General features: G+C 59.7%; 15 protein-coding genes and 1 tRNA gene. 5 read left to right on the top strand and 11 right to left on the bottom strand.

Annotated elements, in window-relative coordinates:
• The first annotated feature begins 9 nt into the window (after window positions 1-9).
• The gene (gene tatC / locus ABV300_RS01220; protein ID WP_353714751.1) at window positions 10-759 is read left to right on the top strand and encodes a twin-arginine translocase subunit TatC; all 750 of its coding nucleotides are present in this window, start codon (window positions 10-12) and stop codon (window positions 757-759) included.
• Window positions 760-904: 145 nt separating this feature from the next.
• Window positions 905-2,125 carry a 4Fe-4S binding protein gene (locus ABV300_RS01215; RefSeq protein ID WP_353714750.1) on the top strand — a complete coding sequence of 407 codons (1,221 nt, stop codon included), beginning with the start codon at window positions 905-907 and terminating at the stop codon, window positions 2,123-2,125.
• A 45-nt stretch (window positions 2,126-2,170) separates the two neighbouring features.
• Here ABV300_RS01215 and ABV300_RS01210 read toward each other — a convergent pair whose 3' ends face one another.
• Complete coding sequence (locus ABV300_RS01210) at window positions 2,171-3,496, bottom strand: radical SAM protein (protein WP_353715342.1); 1,326 nt, start codon at window positions 3,494-3,496, stop codon at window positions 2,171-2,173.
• Window positions 3,497-3,630: 134 nt separating this feature from the next.
• On the bottom strand, window positions 3,631-5,229 hold the full coding sequence (locus tag ABV300_RS01205; protein ID WP_353714749.1) for a reductive dehalogenase: 1,599 nt from the start codon (window positions 5,227-5,229) through the stop codon (window positions 3,631-3,633).
• A gap of 396 nt (window positions 5,230-5,625) precedes the next feature.
• On the opposite strand from ABV300_RS01205, the gene ABV300_RS01200 reads away from it, so the two are divergent.
• Genes ABV300_RS01200 through ABV300_RS01190 form a run of 3 tightly spaced genes read left to right on the top strand, consistent with a single transcriptional unit; the run spans window position 5,626 to window position 9,716 of the window.
• Window positions 5,626-6,819: an FMN-binding protein gene (locus ABV300_RS01200; RefSeq protein WP_353714748.1), complete on the top strand. Its 1,194-nt coding sequence runs from the start codon at window positions 5,626-5,628 to the stop codon at window positions 6,817-6,819.
• A gap of 22 nt (window positions 6,820-6,841) precedes the next feature.
• Window positions 6,842-8,656 carry an FAD-dependent oxidoreductase gene (locus ABV300_RS01195; RefSeq protein WP_353714747.1) on the top strand — a complete coding sequence of 605 codons (1,815 nt, stop codon included), beginning with the start codon at window positions 6,842-6,844 and terminating at the stop codon, window positions 8,654-8,656.
• A gap of 25 nt (window positions 8,657-8,681) precedes the next feature.
• The gene (locus tag ABV300_RS01190; protein WP_353714746.1) at window positions 8,682-9,716 is read left to right on the top strand and encodes an FAD:protein FMN transferase; all 1,035 of its coding nucleotides are present in this window, start codon (window positions 8,682-8,684) and stop codon (window positions 9,714-9,716) included.
• A 1-nt stretch (window position 9,717) separates the two neighbouring features.
• Here the strand turns inward: ABV300_RS01190 and ABV300_RS01185 are convergent, their stop codons facing one another.
• The 9 genes from ABV300_RS01185 to ABV300_RS01145 all read right to left on the bottom strand — a co-directional run bounded on the left by ABV300_RS01185 (window position 9,718) and on the right by ABV300_RS01145 (window position 18,388).
• Window positions 9,718-9,975: a hypothetical protein gene (locus ABV300_RS01185; protein ID WP_353714745.1), complete on the bottom strand. Its 258-nt coding sequence runs from the start codon at window positions 9,973-9,975 to the stop codon at window positions 9,718-9,720.
• 104 nt (window positions 9,976-10,079) lie between these two features.
• Window positions 10,080-11,960 carry a selenocysteine-specific translation elongation factor gene (gene selB / locus ABV300_RS01180; RefSeq protein WP_353714744.1) on the bottom strand — a complete coding sequence of 627 codons (1,881 nt, stop codon included), beginning with the start codon at window positions 11,958-11,960 and terminating at the stop codon, window positions 10,080-10,082.
• Between the two features lie 50 nt (window positions 11,961-12,010).
• Window positions 12,011-13,390 (bottom strand): L-seryl-tRNA(Sec) selenium transferase, encoded by a 1,380-nt coding sequence (gene selA / locus ABV300_RS01175; protein WP_353714743.1) that lies wholly within the window; start codon window positions 13,388-13,390, stop codon window positions 12,011-12,013.
• Window positions 13,391-13,400: 10 nt separating this feature from the next.
• Window positions 13,401-14,447: a selenide, water dikinase SelD gene (gene selD / locus ABV300_RS01170; RefSeq protein ID WP_353714742.1), complete on the bottom strand. Its 1,047-nt coding sequence runs from the start codon at window positions 14,445-14,447 to the stop codon at window positions 13,401-13,403.
• A 25-nt stretch (window positions 14,448-14,472) separates the two neighbouring features.
• Window positions 14,473-14,567 (bottom strand) — tRNA-Sec (locus ABV300_RS01165).
• 120 nt (window positions 14,568-14,687) lie between these two features.
• The gene (locus tag ABV300_RS01160; protein ID WP_353714741.1) at window positions 14,688-15,872 is read right to left on the bottom strand and encodes an ABC transporter substrate-binding protein; all 1,185 of its coding nucleotides are present in this window, start codon (window positions 15,870-15,872) and stop codon (window positions 14,688-14,690) included.
• Window positions 15,873-15,981: 109 nt separating this feature from the next.
• Window positions 15,982-16,698: an ABC transporter ATP-binding protein gene (locus ABV300_RS01155; RefSeq protein WP_353714740.1), complete on the bottom strand. Its 717-nt coding sequence runs from the start codon at window positions 16,696-16,698 to the stop codon at window positions 15,982-15,984.
• Complete coding sequence (locus ABV300_RS01150; protein ID WP_353714739.1) at window positions 16,695-17,480, bottom strand: ABC transporter ATP-binding protein; 786 nt, start codon at window positions 17,478-17,480, stop codon at window positions 16,695-16,697. The genes ABV300_RS01155 and ABV300_RS01150 overlap by 4 nt, the downstream gene beginning before the upstream one ends.
• The gene (locus ABV300_RS01145; RefSeq protein WP_058438369.1) at window positions 17,456-18,388 is read right to left on the bottom strand and encodes a branched-chain amino acid ABC transporter permease; all 933 of its coding nucleotides are present in this window, start codon (window positions 18,386-18,388) and stop codon (window positions 17,456-17,458) included. Before ABV300_RS01145 ends, ABV300_RS01150 begins: the two co-directional genes overlap by 25 nt.
• Window positions 18,389-18,477 lie beyond the last annotated feature (89 nt).

Raw genomic sequence — 18,477 nt, 5'->3', positions numbered from 1 at the left:
TGAGACCGCATGATCAACGCTAACGAAAAACGCCTGCCCATCACCGAACACTTCACCGAGATGCGGCAGCGCTTCCTCCGCTCCATCCTGGGCATCGTCGCCGGCACCGTCATCGCCATGTTCTTCGGCGATCAGATTATCGAAATCCTGCTGGCCCCCGTCCCCGACACCCTCCGGCCTAATGTCCAGGCCATTGACACGCTGGAGTACTTGAGCGTTTATTTCCGGACGGCCTTGACCGCCGGCCTGGTGCTGTCCATGCCGTGGCTGCTGTACCAATTTTTCGCCTTCCTGATGCCCGCCTTCACGGCGCGAGAGAAACGGGCTATTTTCGTCGGCTTCCCGTTCATCGTCGGCCTGTTCCTGGCCGGTGTGGCCTTCGCCTACTTCCTGGCCCTGCCTATCACCATTCAATTTCTCTTCGAGTTCGGCAGCGACGTGGTTAATGTCGCGCCCCGCATCAGCACCTATATCGACCTGGTGCTGCGGCTGCTGGTAGCCATCGGCCTGGCCTTCGAAATGCCGGTCATCTTGGGCGCCCTGTCTGTTGCCGGCATCGTTACCTCGAAGTGGCTGGCCGGCAAACGCAAGATCTGGTTTGTATTGGCCTTCGTTATCTCCGCCTTCATCACCCCGACGCTGGACCCCATCACCCAGTCGCTCATCGCCGCGCCACTGATTGTCCTCTACGAAATCAGCATCTGGCTGACCAGGCTCATAGGCCGGCGCAAACCGTCATCGGTAACGGCCGTCGCCTGAGTTGCCGCCCCTCACCGGCAGGCATATAATGATGCCCGTTTCCTAGAGATAAGCGCCGGTACTGATGAATGATTTATGTCCCCCTCTTCATTTGAATCCGGGCGCCGCCGGGTGATGCCGGCCGTCTGGGCTGCCTGGAGTCATGGTGCCGGATAATTTCTTCCGGCGGCACCGTTCCCGGATCATTTTCGGCTTAGCTCTGACGCTGCTATTGGGCGCCGCCACTTACGGACGGGCCAGCCAGGGTCTTGCCGGGTACGAAAGTTTCCTACCTGAGCTGGCGCCGGAGGCCTCCGCCTTCAACATCGTCCGGTCTTCAGGCACCACTGTGGTTTACCAGACCGCCGACGCTTCAGGGACCGCCACCGGTTACATCACCGCCGCCGAAGGGCCCGGCTACGGCGGCCCGATGCACGTCCTGGTCGCCTGGACGGCCGACGGCGTGATTACCGAGGTTAGTGTCCCGGACCACCATGAAGACCTGCCGTGGTGGAATGTCCTGGTAAAGAGGGATTTCTTCGGCCAGTACGTCGGGCGCAGCTTTACCGAACCCATCCAGTTGTTCGAAGACATCGACGCCATGACGGGTTCGACCGTATCCTGCAACGGCGTCTCCATCGGGGTACGCACCGGGCGGCTGGCGCTGGCGGAATACCTGGGGCAGCCTTACGACGGGCCGCCTGATCCGATTCGCATCGGCTGGCCGGAAATCCTGGTCGGCGCGGGACTGCTGGGAGTAGTAGCCGCCCGCACGCTGCCCGGCATCCGCCGCCACAACTGGCCGAGGGTTTTCACGTTGATGTACGGCTTCGCTGTACTCGGCGTCTGGTTGTCTATCCCATTGTCGCTGACCAATATCGCCGCCTGGCTGATCGGCTACTCACCTCACCTGCAGACGTTCTTCGTCATTTATATCGTCGTTTTCGGCTTCATCGGCCTGGCGGCTTTATTCGGTAAAAACTACTACTGCTTCTGGTTGTGCCCCTACGTCGCCGTCCAGGAGTTGATCCATCTGACGTTCCGGGGCAAAGTGCGTCCCAATCCCACTTTGTTCAAATGGCTGAAAAATACCCGTTTCGCGCTGCTGTTCGTAGCGCTGTTCCTGGTGCTGGCCATGCGCAACCCGTCGGTTTCGGTGTTTGAACCGTGGAACGTCCTTTTCAGCTTTAAGGGTACCCCTGACCAGTGGGTGTTGATGGTTTTCGCCCTGGTATCGGCGGTCTTTATATATAATTTTTGGTGCCATTACCTGTGCCCGGTGGGGGCGGTTCTGGAACTGGTAATTAAAATTCGCAAGGGGATCATCGGATTATGGCCCGGACGGATCAAAAGGGAAAAGCTCAAAAACGCGCCGACGCCTTCGTAACGGTGGTGGTTTGCATCGGCGCGCTGATGGCGCTGGCGGTGATTTTCAGCAAGCTGGCGGCGCTGGAGTAGTGCCAACGGTCGATGGTTGCGGACAATTAACATAAGATAGCATCCGCGGGTCGCCCGATACTGACTGGTCAAACACCTCTGATGGCAGGTCCGCCAAGAGCTTGCGAAGTTCTTCTTTCATCTCGCGGTTCGCGGTCATCTGGTCAGCTTCGGTAGCAAAGGCAAGAACGCGCCGCCAGTGACCCAATTCAGAGGCGGCTACGGCTGCGGAGTACTTGGCGATATCAGTTTTTATCCAGTTGGTTGCTTTTGAGTAGTACTCAATCGCCAGTTCGGGATTTTCATTCTCCAAAGCCTGAGCCATATTTTCAATAAGTTGCAGGGCTAAGGGTTTCGCGCCGGCGTCGCCGACTTGCGAATGCCATGCCAGACAGCCTCCGTAGCACCGGCCGGCGGAAAAGTGCACGCAGGAAGCGCATTCATCAAAGCATCCGCCTTGAAGAAGCCTGTCATCCACATTCTTAACAAACCATTCCCGAATCTCACGTTCGTTGTTGAAATCAACCAGCTTTATCCGCGGCATCCCGGAAAGGGCAAAACACCGGATCACCTCAAGTTCCGGCGTAATATCCATGATCGGATTGCAGACGCCAAGATTCGCCACCGTTTTAGGGTGGTATTGGGCAATCCAGCCAAGCTGCGAGTCCTTGAAGAAGCAGGGCGGGACCGGGCAGTCGAGCATTGCCTCTAATCCATATCCCGACGCAATCCGCAGCATTTCGAAGCACCGATCAGCCAGCCGTGCATACTCTTCGCGGCTGACGACGTTCGACCGATGGTCTTTGATCGGATTGGCGACTGTCCAACAAAATTTCGTCCGCGCCAGGCGGGCCGCCAGTCCAGGCATAAAACCGGTATCGAAATCCAGGCGCCAAACATTGAATCCCAATACAACATTGAAACCGCGGCTGATGGCCAGCTCGATATTTCTGATGACCTTATTGAAATGCTTCGGATTCTGATAGTCACGCGGTTCATTGACATTGAAGACTAAACCCACATCATGTGGAGAAAGTGTTTCCAAAAGGTCCTTGTTAAACACGCCGCCGGTCAGGACCCTGAGATTTGTATTCGGGCTGGCCTTCCGAAACAGCCGTACCATTTTACCCAGCTCCGGGTGAAGAAATGGTTCTCCGCCAAGGAAAGAAAGAGCCGCCAGATTGGCACGCCTTGCCCACTCTGCGACTTTGACTGCGTTCTCCGCCGAGATCAGATTCTGTTTTCCTTTTTCCCGTTCGGACACCTCAAAACAATACGGGCAGGTATTGGTGCATGACCTGGCGATTACTAAATTCACAATTTTCCCCGATCCAGATTCAGTACGGGTGTTCAGCGGATTTTAAGCGATATGGAAGATTATATAAGCCGAGTTCAGGATGGTCAAAAAAGAACCGGCCGGTTGCCCGGCCGGTTCCATATTCCGAAAGATAGGATTTACATTCCGCGCTGGCCGCCGCGGGTAGTATCGACGCCGTAAATGGGGGTATTGGTTTGGAGGCTCCAGAACCTCTCTAGTTGCTCCGGTACGCCCTCGCCATCGATACCATAGTTGTACATCGGATACCCAAAGACTTCGTCCATGTCTCGGAAGAAGCCATTGAAAATGGAGGTTGAGGATAATACGCCTTTAACCACTTCATGAATAATAGCTTCAGTGCCGCGTCCAAAGACGCATCGGGTACCGCAGCCGAATGAACCGCACATATTGATACCGACACTGCGGTTGCAATCTGCCGGGCTGAACCACCAGTGCTCATAGAAGCCAGATTCATTGACGCCCTGGTATCCGTTCTTGTTATCAACTTTGCCCAACTCAGGGTGTTTTGCATCAAAGGCTGTACGGTTAGCCCAGCGGTTCCACGGACCAATGCCCTCCCAGCTCGGCTCGCGGACGATCGGTGCGTTGGGACCGCCGCCGTTGCGGCTGATAGCGCCGCCAGGGCAGAGTTCGGCGCACTTCATACAATCAAAGCAGAAGCGCCTCATGCCAGCATCAATCGGGAATGTCGGTTCTAGAGGGAGATCAGTAACAATTCCGGCAGCGACTCCGAGCGAAGATCCATAAATAGGCGAACCGGAAATGTAGCTTCGAAGGATTTCACTCGTACCGCCAAGCACGGCAAAAGCCACGTTTTCGGAGAAGTTGTTGGTATAGTCCAACGGACCGTATGCCTGATAGCCTAACGCTGCCAACATACCTTGGATCTGGCGCTGCATAGTTCGACCGTGACCATATCGCCGGTCGCTAAGGCCGTTGTCGATAGAGTCGTTGCTCATCTGCAGAGAGTAGTTGATGACCCATTTTGCAGAATTGGCCAGGACGCGTTTGCCGGCGCGGGGACTCTTGGTGGCGGCAGTATCACCAGTCTCATATCCGACCGGTACATCTTCCCAGACGTAGGGCTTGCCGTCGTGGAAATCGTTCGTAAAGATAAAATTGCGGGTTACATCGTCCAACTCGTGGAACACCACATCGCAGGCGCCCCACATGTTCAGGGCGGCTTTGATCATCCGGGAGTTTTCTTCCGGGGTACCCTGCCATTTGGCGATGCCGCGCTGTTCAGGAGTGGTGGTCTTGGGGGGTAAAAAGCCATATGGGGTATCTTCGTTGCTATTCTTATTCATGAAGGTCTTGAAAGCAACGTTCCGGATTCCAAGCCAGCCCTTGGGATCCTGCAAGCCTCTCTTATCATAAGCCGCTTTCTCGTCCTGCTGCTTCTTGGCTTGACCTGCACCATCGCGGTCATCTAACCAGGCATCAATTTCAGGCGTGCCCTGCCAGGAACACTGGAGGGTGTGGCGCTGGTCGGTTCTGGTAGCTCTGCTCCAATCATGGGGAGCAGTGAAGTCATATTGATCGCGGATTTTCACATACCAGGGATACTTCTGAAGCGGACCCGCTTTGGAAGCGACCATTGCGTCAAGGTCGTTAAACGCGGGGGCTACCATGCTTGCGGCTCCCAGCCCGGCGCCGGCAATGCCAAGGCCTTTCATGAATTCGCGGCGACTTAAGGTACCATGGAACTTGCTCATTCTTACTCCTTTGTATTTTCAATCCACTAATTTGAGGTCACCTTCGCGTTTCCATTTTTTGTTATTCTGCGGTTCTAACCTCCTTAGCATGTATTCTTAACTAATATGGTTACGGAATTTTAACTTCCGTCATTATGACTAGTAGGGCGTAAAAAAACATCGTACCTTGGTATTAGTACCAGTAAGCATTTATGCGTATTTTTTATTAAGATTTGTACTTACCACGCTAAATATTCCGGTGTTTGAATACCCAACTGGTATTAATCACTCATCTTTATTCTTCGCGGTATTGACACCGCATCCCGGCAGATTTATAATCTGCCGACACAAGATTTTGCATTAGAAATAATAACCTTAATTGGGCGGTGGCGGCTGGGCAAGGAAGCGAGGGCCGAATTGACACAAGGCAGTTTCTGGCAGCTCCACGGTAAAAAAGTCCTTATTATCGGTGCCGTCGTCAGTCTGCTGGGAGCCTGGGCCTTCGGCCAGCTTAACATCAAGACCGATGTTGACAGCTACCTGCCGGAGGTGATGCCGGAAGCCGCCAGCTTTGAGCTCATCACCAGTAAAGCCGCTGACGGGCAATACCTGTACTCCGCCGCCAACGGCGCCGGCCCAATCGGCTACGTTACCGCCGGAGAGGGGCAGGGCTACGGCGGTCCGATCATCGTCCTGGTCGCCTGGACACTGGACGGTACAATCACCAATATCCAGGTTCCCCAGCATGAGGAAACCCCGGCCTGGTACAACCGCCTCTACACCGCCCAGTATTTTGCTCAATATATCGGGCGGGAGTTTTTTGACCCGTTCACCCTCGACGAGGACATCAACGCCGCCTCCGGGGCCACCCGCTCCTCCCACGGCGTCGCCGAGGGCGTTTATGAAGGCCGCCTGCTGCTGGCGGAGCACCTCGGCCAGCCGTTTGTCGGGCCCAAGCAGCCAATCCAGCTCGGCGCCCCGGAAATAGTCCTGCTTCTGGGACTGGCACTGGTCGTCGTCTTCAGGATGGTGCCGGGGCTGCGGCAGAAACGCTGGCCCCGCTATGTCATGCTGGTCTACGGGTTGGTGTTTTTCGGCATCTGGCTCTCGGCGATGCTGTCGCTGATTAACTTCCTCGTCTTCCCCATCGGGTTCGCCCCTTCGCCGGCTACCAACCCGCTGCTGTACATCATGGTCTTCGGCATCCTGGGTCTGGCCGTCATATTCGGCAAGAATTTCTGGTGCTTCTGGGTCTGCCCCTACTGCGCTCTCCAGGAAGGCGCCCATTTCCTGGGCGGCAGCCAGGTGCGGCCGGTCTCCCGGCGCCAGCTGCTGCTCCGTAACGCCCGCTATGTCATCCTCTGGGCGCTGGTGATGTTTGTTTTCATCTCCCGCCAGCCGCAGATATCGGTCATCGAGCCATGGAATACCGTTTTCAGCCTTGAAGGCAACCTGTCGCAGTGGCTGCTGGTGATCGCCACCCTGGGCGTCAGCCTTTTCATCTATGACTTCTGGTGTCATTTCCTGTGCCCGGTAGGCGCCACCATGGACATCGTGCTTAAAATCCGCACCTGGACGGTCAACGCCATCGGACGGTTCACCGCCCGCTGATCCCGGGGAGGACGGAGTAAAATTGGCTAAAAATGACAGAAAAAACGTCCCGGTAGTCCCGGCTGAGGCTGTTGGACGCAGGCTCAAGAACTTCGGCGCCCACGAAGAGTTCAAATGGTCCGAGGTCAAGTGTACCGCCTGCGCCCGCTGCAGCCGCGCCTGCCCGGTGGAAGCCATCACCGTCAGCCGTACCGACACTCTTAAAAAGCGGCTGCGCGCCGCTCCCTGCTCCCAGGCGTGCCCCGCCGGCCTCGACGTCTCCCGTTACGTCCGTTTCATCGCCGAAGGCAAGTACGATGAAGCCGCCGCGGTGATTCGGGAGCGGGCGCCGTTCCCTTACGTACTGGGGCATATCTGCAAACGTCCCTGCGAATCCAAATGCCAGCGCGGCGAATATGAAGGCTCACTCCAGATCCGGGCTTTGAAGCGCATCGCCGCCGAGAACGATAAAGGCTTGTGGCGGAAAAACCTGAAAATCGCCCCGCTGACCGGTAAACAAGCCGCCGTCATCGGCTCTGGCCCGGCAGGCCTGTCAGCCGCCTATTTTCTGACGCTGCTCGGTCATAAAGTCACTGTCTTTGAAGCTTTGCCGGACAAGGGCGGCAAGATGCTTTCCAGCATTCCCGAATACCAGCTGCCCAAGACGGTGATGCGTCAGGAAATCGAGATTATCGAAAGCCTTGGCGTGGACATCCGCACCGGAAGCCGAGTCGATTCCGTTGAAAACCTCTTCAAGCAGGGCTTCGACACCGCGGTGCTGGCCATCGGCGTCCTCGGCTGGGGCAAGTCTTTGAAACTGCCCATTCCCGGCTCCGGCGACGAAGGCGTCATTGATGGCGAAGGTATCATGGACGCTGATTGGCAGCAGATTCTGGAGGTCGGCAAACCCGCCAAATTAGCCCGGCGGATAAACATCCTCGGCGGCGGCAGCTTGGCTTTCCGAATTGCCTTGGCCGCAGCCCGCGCCGGCGCCAAAGAAGTTCATATTTTCGGCCAGGAACATATCGGCGGCCGGGAAGCCGATTCGTGGGAAGTTGATGAGGCGCTGGCCGAAGGTGTTGTCGTCCATTCCTCGTCTCTGTTTTATCGAGTCACCAGTGAAAATGGCAAAGTCACCGGCGTGACGGGCCAGAAGATCAGAGCTTTCGGATACGACCGGGACGGCAAACTGCACTGGGACCCGCTGCCGGGCACCGAGGAGGATTACCCGGCTGACAAGGTTATCTCAGCCCTGGGCAAATCCGGCGACCGGCCTGCCGGCGACCTTGAGGTCTGCCGGGACGGCGTTTTTGCTATCGGCGACGCCGTGAATGAGCAGCGCTCGGTGATAGAATCAATCGCCGCCGGCCGCTGGGCGGCATCCATGGCGGATAAATACCTGGGCGGCGGCGGCAACCTGGACCAGTCGCTGGCGCCGCCGGAATCGGCCGGGGCGCTGACCCCGATCCGGGAGGTGAAAAAGCGGCAGCCGTCACCGGTTGAAGTCAAGCACGTGCGCATTGCCGACGGTTCGCTGGCCGCTTCGGAACAGACATTGACCGCCGGGCCGGCAATGGCGGATGCCGCCCGCTGCTTGAAATGCGACCTCTCCTACGATCTGAGTGATTACCAGCTGGATGCCCGCGCCTGCGTTTTCTGCGGCCGCTGCATCGAAAGCTGCATGTGGAATGCCATCGTGCCCGGCGGCGGCTACGCCTCAGCCCGGAAACGCGCCGAAGAGGCCGAAACGAAAGACCAGGCTGCCCGCCGCAAACTCCTGGCAAATGTGCTTACCATCCTGGTTGCCGCCGGAGCGGTGCTGGTCGCCGCCGTGGTGTTGCTCAAGGCGTTTGAGTAGTCATGCCGATGTCAAAGGAACAAATATGAACAAGCCGCTTTCCCGACGGGATTTTGTACGCCTCAGCGCCGTCGGCGCCGGGGTGATCGCCCTGGGCGGTCTCGGCGTCAGGGAACTGATTCAAGCCGGCGCCGCCCGGGAGGTCAGCGAAACCAGGGCTCTCCTGGGTACCTTCATCAGCATAAAAATCATCGAAACCGAAGAGGCTCCGGCCAAAGCGGCCATCGCCGATTCTTTCGCCGAAATCGAGCGGCTCTCGGCCATCCTGTCCCGCCATGACCCGGCCAGCGAGCTTTCTATCCTCAACCGTGCCGGATTCATCGAATCAGCCTCTCCGGAACTGCTGGGAGTGGTGCAGAAAGCAGGCGCCTTCGCCGAAATTACCGGCGGAGCCTTCGACGTTTCCGTGCTGCCCCTGCTGGATCTGTATGCCATGAGTTTCGCCGACGGCGGCAGCCCGCCCGTCGAGCGAGATATTCAGGCAGCCAGAGAGAAGGTGGGGCACTCTCTGATAGAAATTAACGGCCGCCGCGTATCACTGGCGGCGCCGGGCATGGGCATCACCCTTGACGGCATCGCCAAGGGCTTTGTCGTCGACCAGGCTGCCGCCCTGCTGCGCGCCCGCGGCTTGACCCAGGTGCTGGTTGAAGCCGGCGGCGATATGGCTCTCCGGGGCATGAGGGAGGACGGCCAGCCCTGGAAGATCGGTCTGACCCATCCCAGGGCGATGGCCGGCTACTATGAGGTATTTTCGACGTCCAACGATTGCCTGGCGACATCCGGGGATTACGAAAACGCCTTCACCCCTGATTATTCCTGGCACCATATCATAGATCCCCGGATAGGGCACTCACCCAGAGAGGTGGCTTCGGCCACGGTGATCGGGCCTGACACGACCTACGCCGATGCTATGGCCACCGCCGCAATGGTGCTTGGCGTTTCCGATTCGCTGGCGCTGTTTGAAAAACTGCCGGGAGTGCAGGCGCTGCTGATCGATAAAAACATGAAGAGCCATGTTACCAGCGGCTTCTATAACCTGGCCAGGGCAGCCGCGTCCTGAATTAAAAGGGGGAAGTGGCCATGGCAGACAGCACTTTAACTAAAAGCCTGTTAGTAACCTCCCCGATAATCGGCGCCGCTGTCATCAGCCTGGTGTTCAGCGTCAGCGTGGCTTTGAATCCCGAACCCACCGCTACCTTCACCCCGCCCACTCCCACGACTTCCCGCCCGCCGGCTACCACCACCCGGCCTCCAACCACCACCCCGCCTCCGGCGACGACGACCGCGCCGCCGGTGTCCACTCCGCCGCCGGCCAGCACTAATCCGCCGACGACGCCTCCCCCAACGACCGCGCCAGGCGTAACAGTGCCGCCAGTCGATTTTTAATCGGCTTTCTTTTGGCGGAAGATTCCGCCCCGGTTTATTACTCCAGCTTGCGCGCCGGCACCCGGACGTTCTCCTGGCGCCTGGTGATGCCTTCCTGGTCCAGCCTGGTCAGGAAGGGGATGGAATACTTGCGGGAGAAGCCGGTGAGAGCGGTCATGTCCTGAATCGCGATCTGCCCTTTTGACTTGAGGATGTCGATAACCTTCTGCCGGGTGGCGCGATACAGGGCAGCCGTCATCAGGATGCCGTCCGGCAGTTCGATGACTTTGCCCTGCTCCAGCATGTAGCGCAGCACCGAAGAAGCCTCCGGCACCGATTGCAGCAGCTCGGTCCGGGTCGGCGGCGCGGCCGGGTCCTTTTCCGTCTCCGCCAGGATGCGCTTTTCAATTTCTTCCTGGCTGCCGGACAGCGCCGGCTTGTGGTTCGATAACGCCAGCACGTCGCCGGCGCGGATGATCTTCTTCTGGCCGGCCAGTTCATCAATCAAGGCGGCGAACAGCTCCGGCGGCACCGGCAGCCTGGCCGCCGCCTCGGCCTGCGGCAGGCCTTTTTTCAAAGGCTCAGCCTGGTGTACCGCGGCCAGGCTGGCGATCACGCGTTGTTGTTGTTCCTGCCAGAAGGACCCGCCGATGAGGTATTCACCTTTCAGCAGGATGTCGCCTTTCTTGGTTATTGCCTCGATCGTTCGGCCCAGAGCCGCCTCATTCAGGGCGGCCGCTCTTAAAAAGCCCCGCCGTAAAGCAAAATGAGTCTTGGAAAGCTCGGTGCGGATAATGGAATCGGCATCGAGCCTCCGGCGGGCGGCCAGGCGCGCCAGCCGGTCGGCGGTATTTTTAAGCTGATAGCGCTCCGCCGCGGGGTCAAGGATCCTGCCGCCGCCGATGGTTTCGGCTGGTGAACTTTTCCTCAGGATGAAGCGCTCGCCGATGGTCGCCGCGGCTTCGCGGTCGAGCCTGAGTTGCACCAGCGCCGGGGCACCGGGAATTACCTCCCTGCCTTCCAGGGCGATGACCCGCGCCGGCAGCTCCGCCGTCTCGAAGAAAAGCGATACTTCGGCGCCGGTCTTAAGTGGCTGCTTCACCACAGGCAGCAGCGTCAGGTCGGCATCAAGGTAGCGAGACAGCGGCGTCTCCTGACCCTGCCGGACGATGATATCGCCGCGTTCCAGCTCGTCCTTTTTAACTCCAGACAGGTTCAAAGCGACGCGGGAGCCCGGGGCCGCCTGCTGGAGATGCTCCCTGTAGCTCTCGATGCCGCGGACGTGCGCGGAAAGCCCCCGGGGCAGGATAGTCAGCTCGTCGCCGACCGAAAGATGCCCGCCGTGGAGGGTGCCGGTGATGACGGTGCCGGAGCCCTTGATGTTGAACACCCGGTCGATGGGCAGGCGCGGCTTGCCGGCGTCTTCCTGCCTCACGTCGCGGGCGAGATCTTCGATCGCCGCTTTGAGGCTGTCGATGCCGGCGCCGGTTCTGGCCGAGACCCCGATGATTGGGGCTCTTTCCAGGGAGGTGCCGCCGAGATGGCTGGCAATATCGGCCTTGACCATATCCCGCCAGTCGGCCTCGGCCAGATCCATCTTGTTCAGGACGACCAGGCCTCGATTGATTCCCAGTAAATCGATAATTTGAAGATGCTCTTCCGTTTGAGGCATCCAGCCGTCGTCCGCCGCCACGACGAGCATGACGGCATCGATGCCGGTGAGGCCGGGGATGACGTTGCGGACGAAGTGCTGGTGGCCGGGAACATCCACCAGACCTACCTTCTCGCCGGAAGGTAAAGCGAACCAGGCGAAGCCAAGGTCAATGGTCATACCGCGCTCTTTTTCCTCCGGCAGCCGGTCAGGGTCGATGGAGGTCAGCGCCTTGACGATGCTCGACTTGCCGTGGTCAATGTGGCCGGCGGTTCCTAAAGTGAGCAATCAACCGTCCTCAGTACGGGTTTTTCCCCGCGAATCATCAAGAAGAGGTTTTAGAATTTCCCGGCCGCTCCCATGGCATGCGCCAGCGCCTCATCCTGCGCCGGGAAAACCGTCCGCAGATCGATGACGAACCGGCCTTCGTGGACCCGGCCCAGCACCGGCGGCGAGCCCAGCCGCAGCCGGCGGCAGAAATCGTCAATCGAGCCCTTGACCTCGACGGAGACAAGCCGCGTCGGCAGCGTCTCGTCCGGCAGGGAGCCGCCGCCGGCCAGACTTTCCCCGTCGACGACTTCGGCGGAGAAACCGACCGCGGCCAGCTTCTCGACCAGGTCATCGCCGCGGCGGGCCAGGCTTTCCAACGTCTCGGCCATCATGCGGTAGACCGGCAGTTCGGCGGCCTGTCCCTTAAGGTACTGGAGAATGGTCGCCGCAAGGGCTATGGCGGCGTATTTGTCGATCCTGAGGGCTCTCAGCAGGGGATTCTTGCGCAGGCGGTCGATATATGCCCTTTTCCCCAGGATGATGCCGGCCTGGGGTCCGCCCAGCAGCTTGTCGCCTGAGACGCAGACGATGTCACAGCCCGCTGCCAGAGCCTCGGCGACGGTCGGCTCGTGGCTCATCCCGAAGGCCGCGGTATCGGCTATGGCGCCGCTGCCCAGGTCGTAGACCAGCGGCAGGTCGAACTGCCTGGCCAGATCTTTAAGTTCCGGCAGCGCGGCATCGTGGGAAAAGCCGCGGATAGCAAAATTAGAACGGTGAACGGCAAGGAGCATGGCTGTCTGATCGGAAACCGCCGCTTCGAAGTCCCGGATGAAGGTCTGATTGGTGGTGCCCACCTCGCGCAGGATGGCGCCCGAGGCGGCCATAACCTCCGGCACCCGGAAACCGCCCCCGATCTGCACCAGTTCGCCCCGGGAAACGATAACCTCCCGGCCCCTGGCCAGGGTGGACAGGACGAGCAAAACCGCCGCGGCGTTGTTGTTGACCACCAGGGCGCTCTCGGCGCCGGTGGCCATTTCCAGCAGCTTTTCCATGGACTGAGCACGCACACCTCGTTCGCCCGTCGCCAGATCGAGTTCAAGGGCGTAGTAGCCGCCCAGCAGCTTCGAGAGCGCCTCGACGGCTGCCGGGGACAGTGGGGCGCGGCCGAGATTGGTATGCAGAATGATGCCGGTGGCATTGATTACCGGCTCAAGTAAGCCGGGCCATTCGGCTGCCAGATGATAACTCACCATCTCGACGACAGCCTCAAACGGCGGCACCTTGCCGCCGCCGGCGGCATGCTCCCTGATGCGGTCGACGACATCCCGGACCGTCGCCGCGACCACCGGATGGGAATAGCGCTCGATAGCCGGCGCCAGCGCCGGGTCAGAAAGAACCTTCTCGACCGAAGGGATTTTCCGCAGTTCGCTCTGATTTTCGTTGGGCAATTTTCAGCCTCTATTCTGCGACGATTATTCGTTCTTTGGGTTCGGCGACGACCTCGCCGATGATGGCAGCGGCCGGGAAACCTCTGGCTTTAATGCGATTAACTATCTCATCAGCGATGCCCGCAGGCGCGGCGATCAGCAGTCCGCCCGAGGTCTGCGGGTCGAACAACACGTCCAGCATCCATTCCTCCGCCGGAAATCGAATGTCAAGCAGTCCCTGGCGGTATTCCCGGTTGGAGTAAGCCCCTCCGGGCACCAGCCCGGCTTTGGCCCAGCCCTCGACGCCGGGCATCAGCGGAATCGCTCTCCAGTTCATTCTATACCCGATTCCGCCCTGGGTCACCATCTCCGCGGCATGACCGAGGAGCCCGAAACCGGTGATGTCGGTGGCAGCATGGGCGCCCAGTTCATTCACCGCCTCGGCGGCAGCCCTGTTCAGGGCGGACATCTGGGCGATAACCGCGGTTGTGGCCGCCTCGTCGAGTTGCCCGCCCTTGAGGGCGGTAAGTAGGATGCCGGTACCCAGCGGCTTGGTTAGAATCAGTTTATCTCCCGGCCTGGCTCCGCCTTTGGTCAGCACCCTTTTGGGATCGATAATGCCGGTGACGGAAAGGCCGAATTTGATCTCGTCGTCCTTGACCGAATGGCCGCCGACCAGGGCGCATCCGGCCTCGTCGAGCTTTGACACCGCGCCTTCGATAATCAGGCGAAGTGTCTCGATCTCTATCTTGCCGGTGGGAAAGCCGACGAAACTCATGGCTGTCACCGGCCTGCCGCCCATGGCGTAGACGTCGGACAGCGAGTTGGCGGCCGCCACCTGCCCGAAGGCAAAGGGGTCATCCACCACCGGGGTGATGACGTCTATCGTCTGGACGATGGCGATATCAGGCGTGAGCCGATAGACCCCGGCATCGTCGGGAGATTCCAGGCCGACCAGCACCTCGGGGTATGACTTGAGCGGCAAGCCGCACAGCGCTTTAGCTAGGTCACCCGGACCTATCTTGGCCGCTCAGCCGGAGTACGCGGAGTATTCGGTCAGGCGTTTCATGCGGCTCACCCCCTTTCATCCGAGATCGGGGTAATGGCGGAGGGGAAGGGAATCGAACCCCCCGCGGCGGTTTGCGCCGCCGCCTACGGTTTTGAAGACCGCGAGGCCCACCAGAGCCTTTCCGCCTCCGACTAAAGGGGCATTATAGCATAACGCTGCTGACTGGCGGCAATGGACGGCTGGTGCGGACGTAAAAAAGGGGGCGTCCTTCACATGAAGAACGCCCCCTTCAGAACCTCGGGCGAAGTCTTACTGGTTGATCAGCTTGATCTGCTCGTACTTGTAGGTGGCGCCGCTCTGGACGACCTTCCATTGTTCAAAGGTCGCGGTGGTGCGGTCGCCGTACTGGTCGAAGGTGATGGTGCCGGAGACGCCGGCGTAGTTCTTGCCCAGCCGCAGGACCTCGGCAGAGATCTTGGCGGCATCGGTCGTGCCGACGTTCTGCATGGCGGCGATGGCCAGTTTGGTGGCGTCATATACGGTGTCGTTGTAGGTGCCGGGGTCGCGGTTGTATTCCGCCTTGTACTGGGCGGCGTAGGTCGCGGCCAGAGCCAGGCCGGCCGGAGCTACCGGGTTGGTGCCGGTAACCACCTTGGCCATGAAGGCCGCGGCCTGGGCGTCAGCGATGGTTTTGTCGGCCTTGACGCCTTCGGAGGTGATCCACTTGGCGGAATCCAAACCAACCTGGGCGGCCTGTTTGAAGATGATGACGGCGTCATCCTCGTAGCCGGCGTGGATGACCACGTCCGGGTTCTTGGATTTCACCGCCTGGAGGTCGGAGAGGTAATCGAGTTTGGTCGGGTCGTATTTGACGGTGCTGACGACCGTCGCTTTACCCGCCAGCAGGCTGGTGACGGTATCGGCGATGCCGACGCCGTACTGGGTGTTCTGGACGACAATGGCTACGTTCTTATAGCCGGCGTCAATCACCAGCTGAGCCATAGCTTTGCCCTGGAGGGTGTCGGAGGGGGCGGTGCGGATGAAGTACTGGCGCCAGGCCTGATTGGTGATGGCCGGGGAGGTAGCTGAGGGCGAGATCAGGAGTACCTTGTTCTGGGCAGCCCATTCACCGGAGGCCAGCACCGCGCCGGAGATCATGGGGCCGATAATGACCTTGCAGCCGTTGACCGTACCCAGCTTCTTGACCGCTTCGAATCCGGCGGTGGGATCGGTCTTGCCGTCTTCAACGATGAGATTGATCCTGGCGCCGTCGATGCCTCCGGCGGCGTTAGCCTGTTTGACCGCCAGGCGGATGCCGTCGGCCAGTGAGGAGCCGATGCCGGACAGCGCGCCGGTCAGGTCCATGACCGCGCCCAGATTGACATCCGGCTTGGAGGTGGTGCCGGTGGGATTAGTGGTGCTGTCATCGCCGCAGGCGGCGAAGGTAAATACCATCACCAGCGACAGGACCAGGACGAGTAACCTTTTGAGCATGAAATCCCCCTTTCCAAATTTAGTAAAGTGACGTTTGATGATACACGCTGGCATCGCGCGGTGTCAAGAATGCTAATTAATGTCTAACGGATTCAACCCCGGCCGCCGTTCAGCCGCTCAAACCCAGATAACGCTTGCGCGCCTCCTCGTTCTCCAGGATGGTCGCCGCTTCGCCTTCCAGAGCCAGCCGCCCGCCGACCAGCACGTAGGCGCGCCGGGCGAAGGCCAGGATGCGGCGGGTGTCCTGCTCGATGGTGATCAGCGCCGTACCCTGTTCGTTGATCAAGCGCAGCTTTTCCAGAATGCCCTCCGCCGCTTTATGGGACAGCGAAGCCAGCGGTTCGTCCAGCAGCAGCACCCGCGGATTGGCCATCATCGCCCGGGCGATAGCCAGCATCTGCCGCTCGCCGCCTGAAAGCGAACCGGCATAGAATTTCCGCCGCCGTTCCAGTTCCGGGAAAAGCTGGTACATCCGGGCGATATCTGACTTGATGCCGCCGTCGCGGCGGACGAAGGCGCCCATCTCCAGGTTCTCCTGAACGGTCAGGTTGCGGAAGACGTTGTCGGTCTGCGGCACGTAGCCCAGGCCCATGGTGATGGTGCGGTCGGAGGACAGGCCGGTAATGTCCAAGCCGTCGAAGACGATGGCGCCTTCAAACAGGCGCGCAAAGCCCAGCAGGCTTTTAAGCAGCGTGGACTTGCCCGAACCGTTGGGACCGATGATGGCTACGTTGCCGCCGCTTTCGAGCCGGATCGATACACCGTTGACGATATGGACATCGCCGTAGCCGGCGACGATTCCGGTTGCGGTCAGGATGTCGTTCATCTGGCGCCTCCGGCGGCTGAGGCGCCGATATAGACCTCAAAGAAGATGGGGTCGTTGATGACCTTCTCCGGCTCGCCCTGGAGGACGATTTTGCCGCGGTCCATAACGTAAACCCAGTCGGTATAGGAAATTAAAAGCTCCAGCCGGTGCTCGATGATGAGGAAGCTCATGCCCTTTTCGCGCTTAAGATTGTCCAGCTCGGCGAAGATCTGCTTGCCCAGCACCGGATTAACGCCGGCCGCCGGTTCGTCCAGGAGCAGCAGTTCCGGCTCGGCCATGAGTGACCGGCCGATCTCCAGCAGTTTCTGCTGGCCGCCGGACATTTCCCCGGCCTTGGCGAAAGTCAGGTGCGACAGGTTTAAAAGCTCTAATAGCTGCATGGCGCGGATGGCCAGCCGCTCTTCGTCCTGGTGCCATCTGCCGCGGCGGAAGAGTGAATTCCAGAGGTTGTCGCCGGGCTGATTGCGGGCGGCGATGATCATATTATCGAGGACGGTCATCGTCGGGAACAGCCTGGGGAACTGGAAGGCGTTGCCCATCCCCAGGTCGAATATCTGGTGGGGGGCCATCTTTTCGATGTGGCGGCCGGCGAAAGTGACGCGCCCGCCGTCCGAAGGCCGCAGGCCGTAAATCGAGGACAGGAGCGTCGTCTTGCCGCAGCCGTTGGGGCCGACCAGACCGACGAACCGGCCTCGGCCGACCTCCAGCGAAGCCCCGTCCACGGCGCACAATCCGCCGTAGTTCTTGACCAGGTTCTCTACTTTGAGGAGGGGTTCAGCCACCGCATGGCCCTCCTCGTACCGAGCGTATTGATCTTGCTCTCCTTGAACAAACCGCTGGGGCGGTACATCAGGATGACGATGATAATCAGGCCGAACAGGATGTTTTGCAGATTGGTGGGGTCGACCGGCAGGTCGACATAGTCCTTCAGGATGATGGTGCCCCGCTCGAAAAGCTGCACCGCAGCCGCCCCGACGATGACGCCGATATTGGAGCCGGGACCGCCCAGAATGACCATCATCCAGATAGTGAAGGTGATGATCGGCAGGAATGACTCCGGCGAGATATAACCGACGAAATTGGCGAACAGCGCCCCGCCCAGGCCGGCCATGGCCGAGCCGATCATGAACACCTGGGCCTTGTACTTGATGCGGTTTTTGCCGATAGCGTCGGCGGCGATCTCGTCCTCCCGGAGGGCGCGCATAATGCGCCCGAAGGGCGAGTTGGCCAGCAACTGCATGAAGAAGAAGCACGCCGCCAGAATCCCCGCTACCAGGGCCAGATTGAGCAGCAGCCCAAGCGAAAAATTGCCCGCGGCGAAGGACGGCGCGATGTTCATCCCCCAGACGCCGTTGGCCAGCCAGTCTTCGGCCTTGATGAAAATGCGCAGGATCTCGCCGAAGGTGAGGGTGACGATAGCCAGATAGTCTTCCCGCAGGCGGATGGCCGGCAGGGACACCAGCAGGCCGAAGAGCGATGCGATGCCGGCGGACAGCAGCATCGCCAGCGGCCAGGGCACTCCGGCCTGGACCAGCAGGGCGAAGCTGTAGGCGCCGATCATGAAATACGCCACCTTGCCGAAGCTGGCCAGCCCGGTGTAACCGTATTCAGCGTTCAGCGATAGGGCTACAATGGCAAAAATGCCGATGTAAACCAGCGCGTTCAAGCCGTAAATGAGAATCGGGTCCATTTAGCCTGAAACCCCAGCCAAATTACTCTGACCAAATCCCAGACGCCTGGTCATTTGTATTTGAGTACTGGAAATTGTTTGGTTATTGT

The organism is Dehalogenimonas sp. 4OHTPN, from assembly GCF_040448695.1.
Taxonomy (GTDB): Bacteria; Chloroflexota; Dehalococcoidia; order Dehalococcoidales; family Dehalococcoidaceae; genus Dehalogenimonas.
Note: the sequence above shows the minus strand (reverse complement) of the source record. Positions and strands in the feature narration are given on the sequence as shown.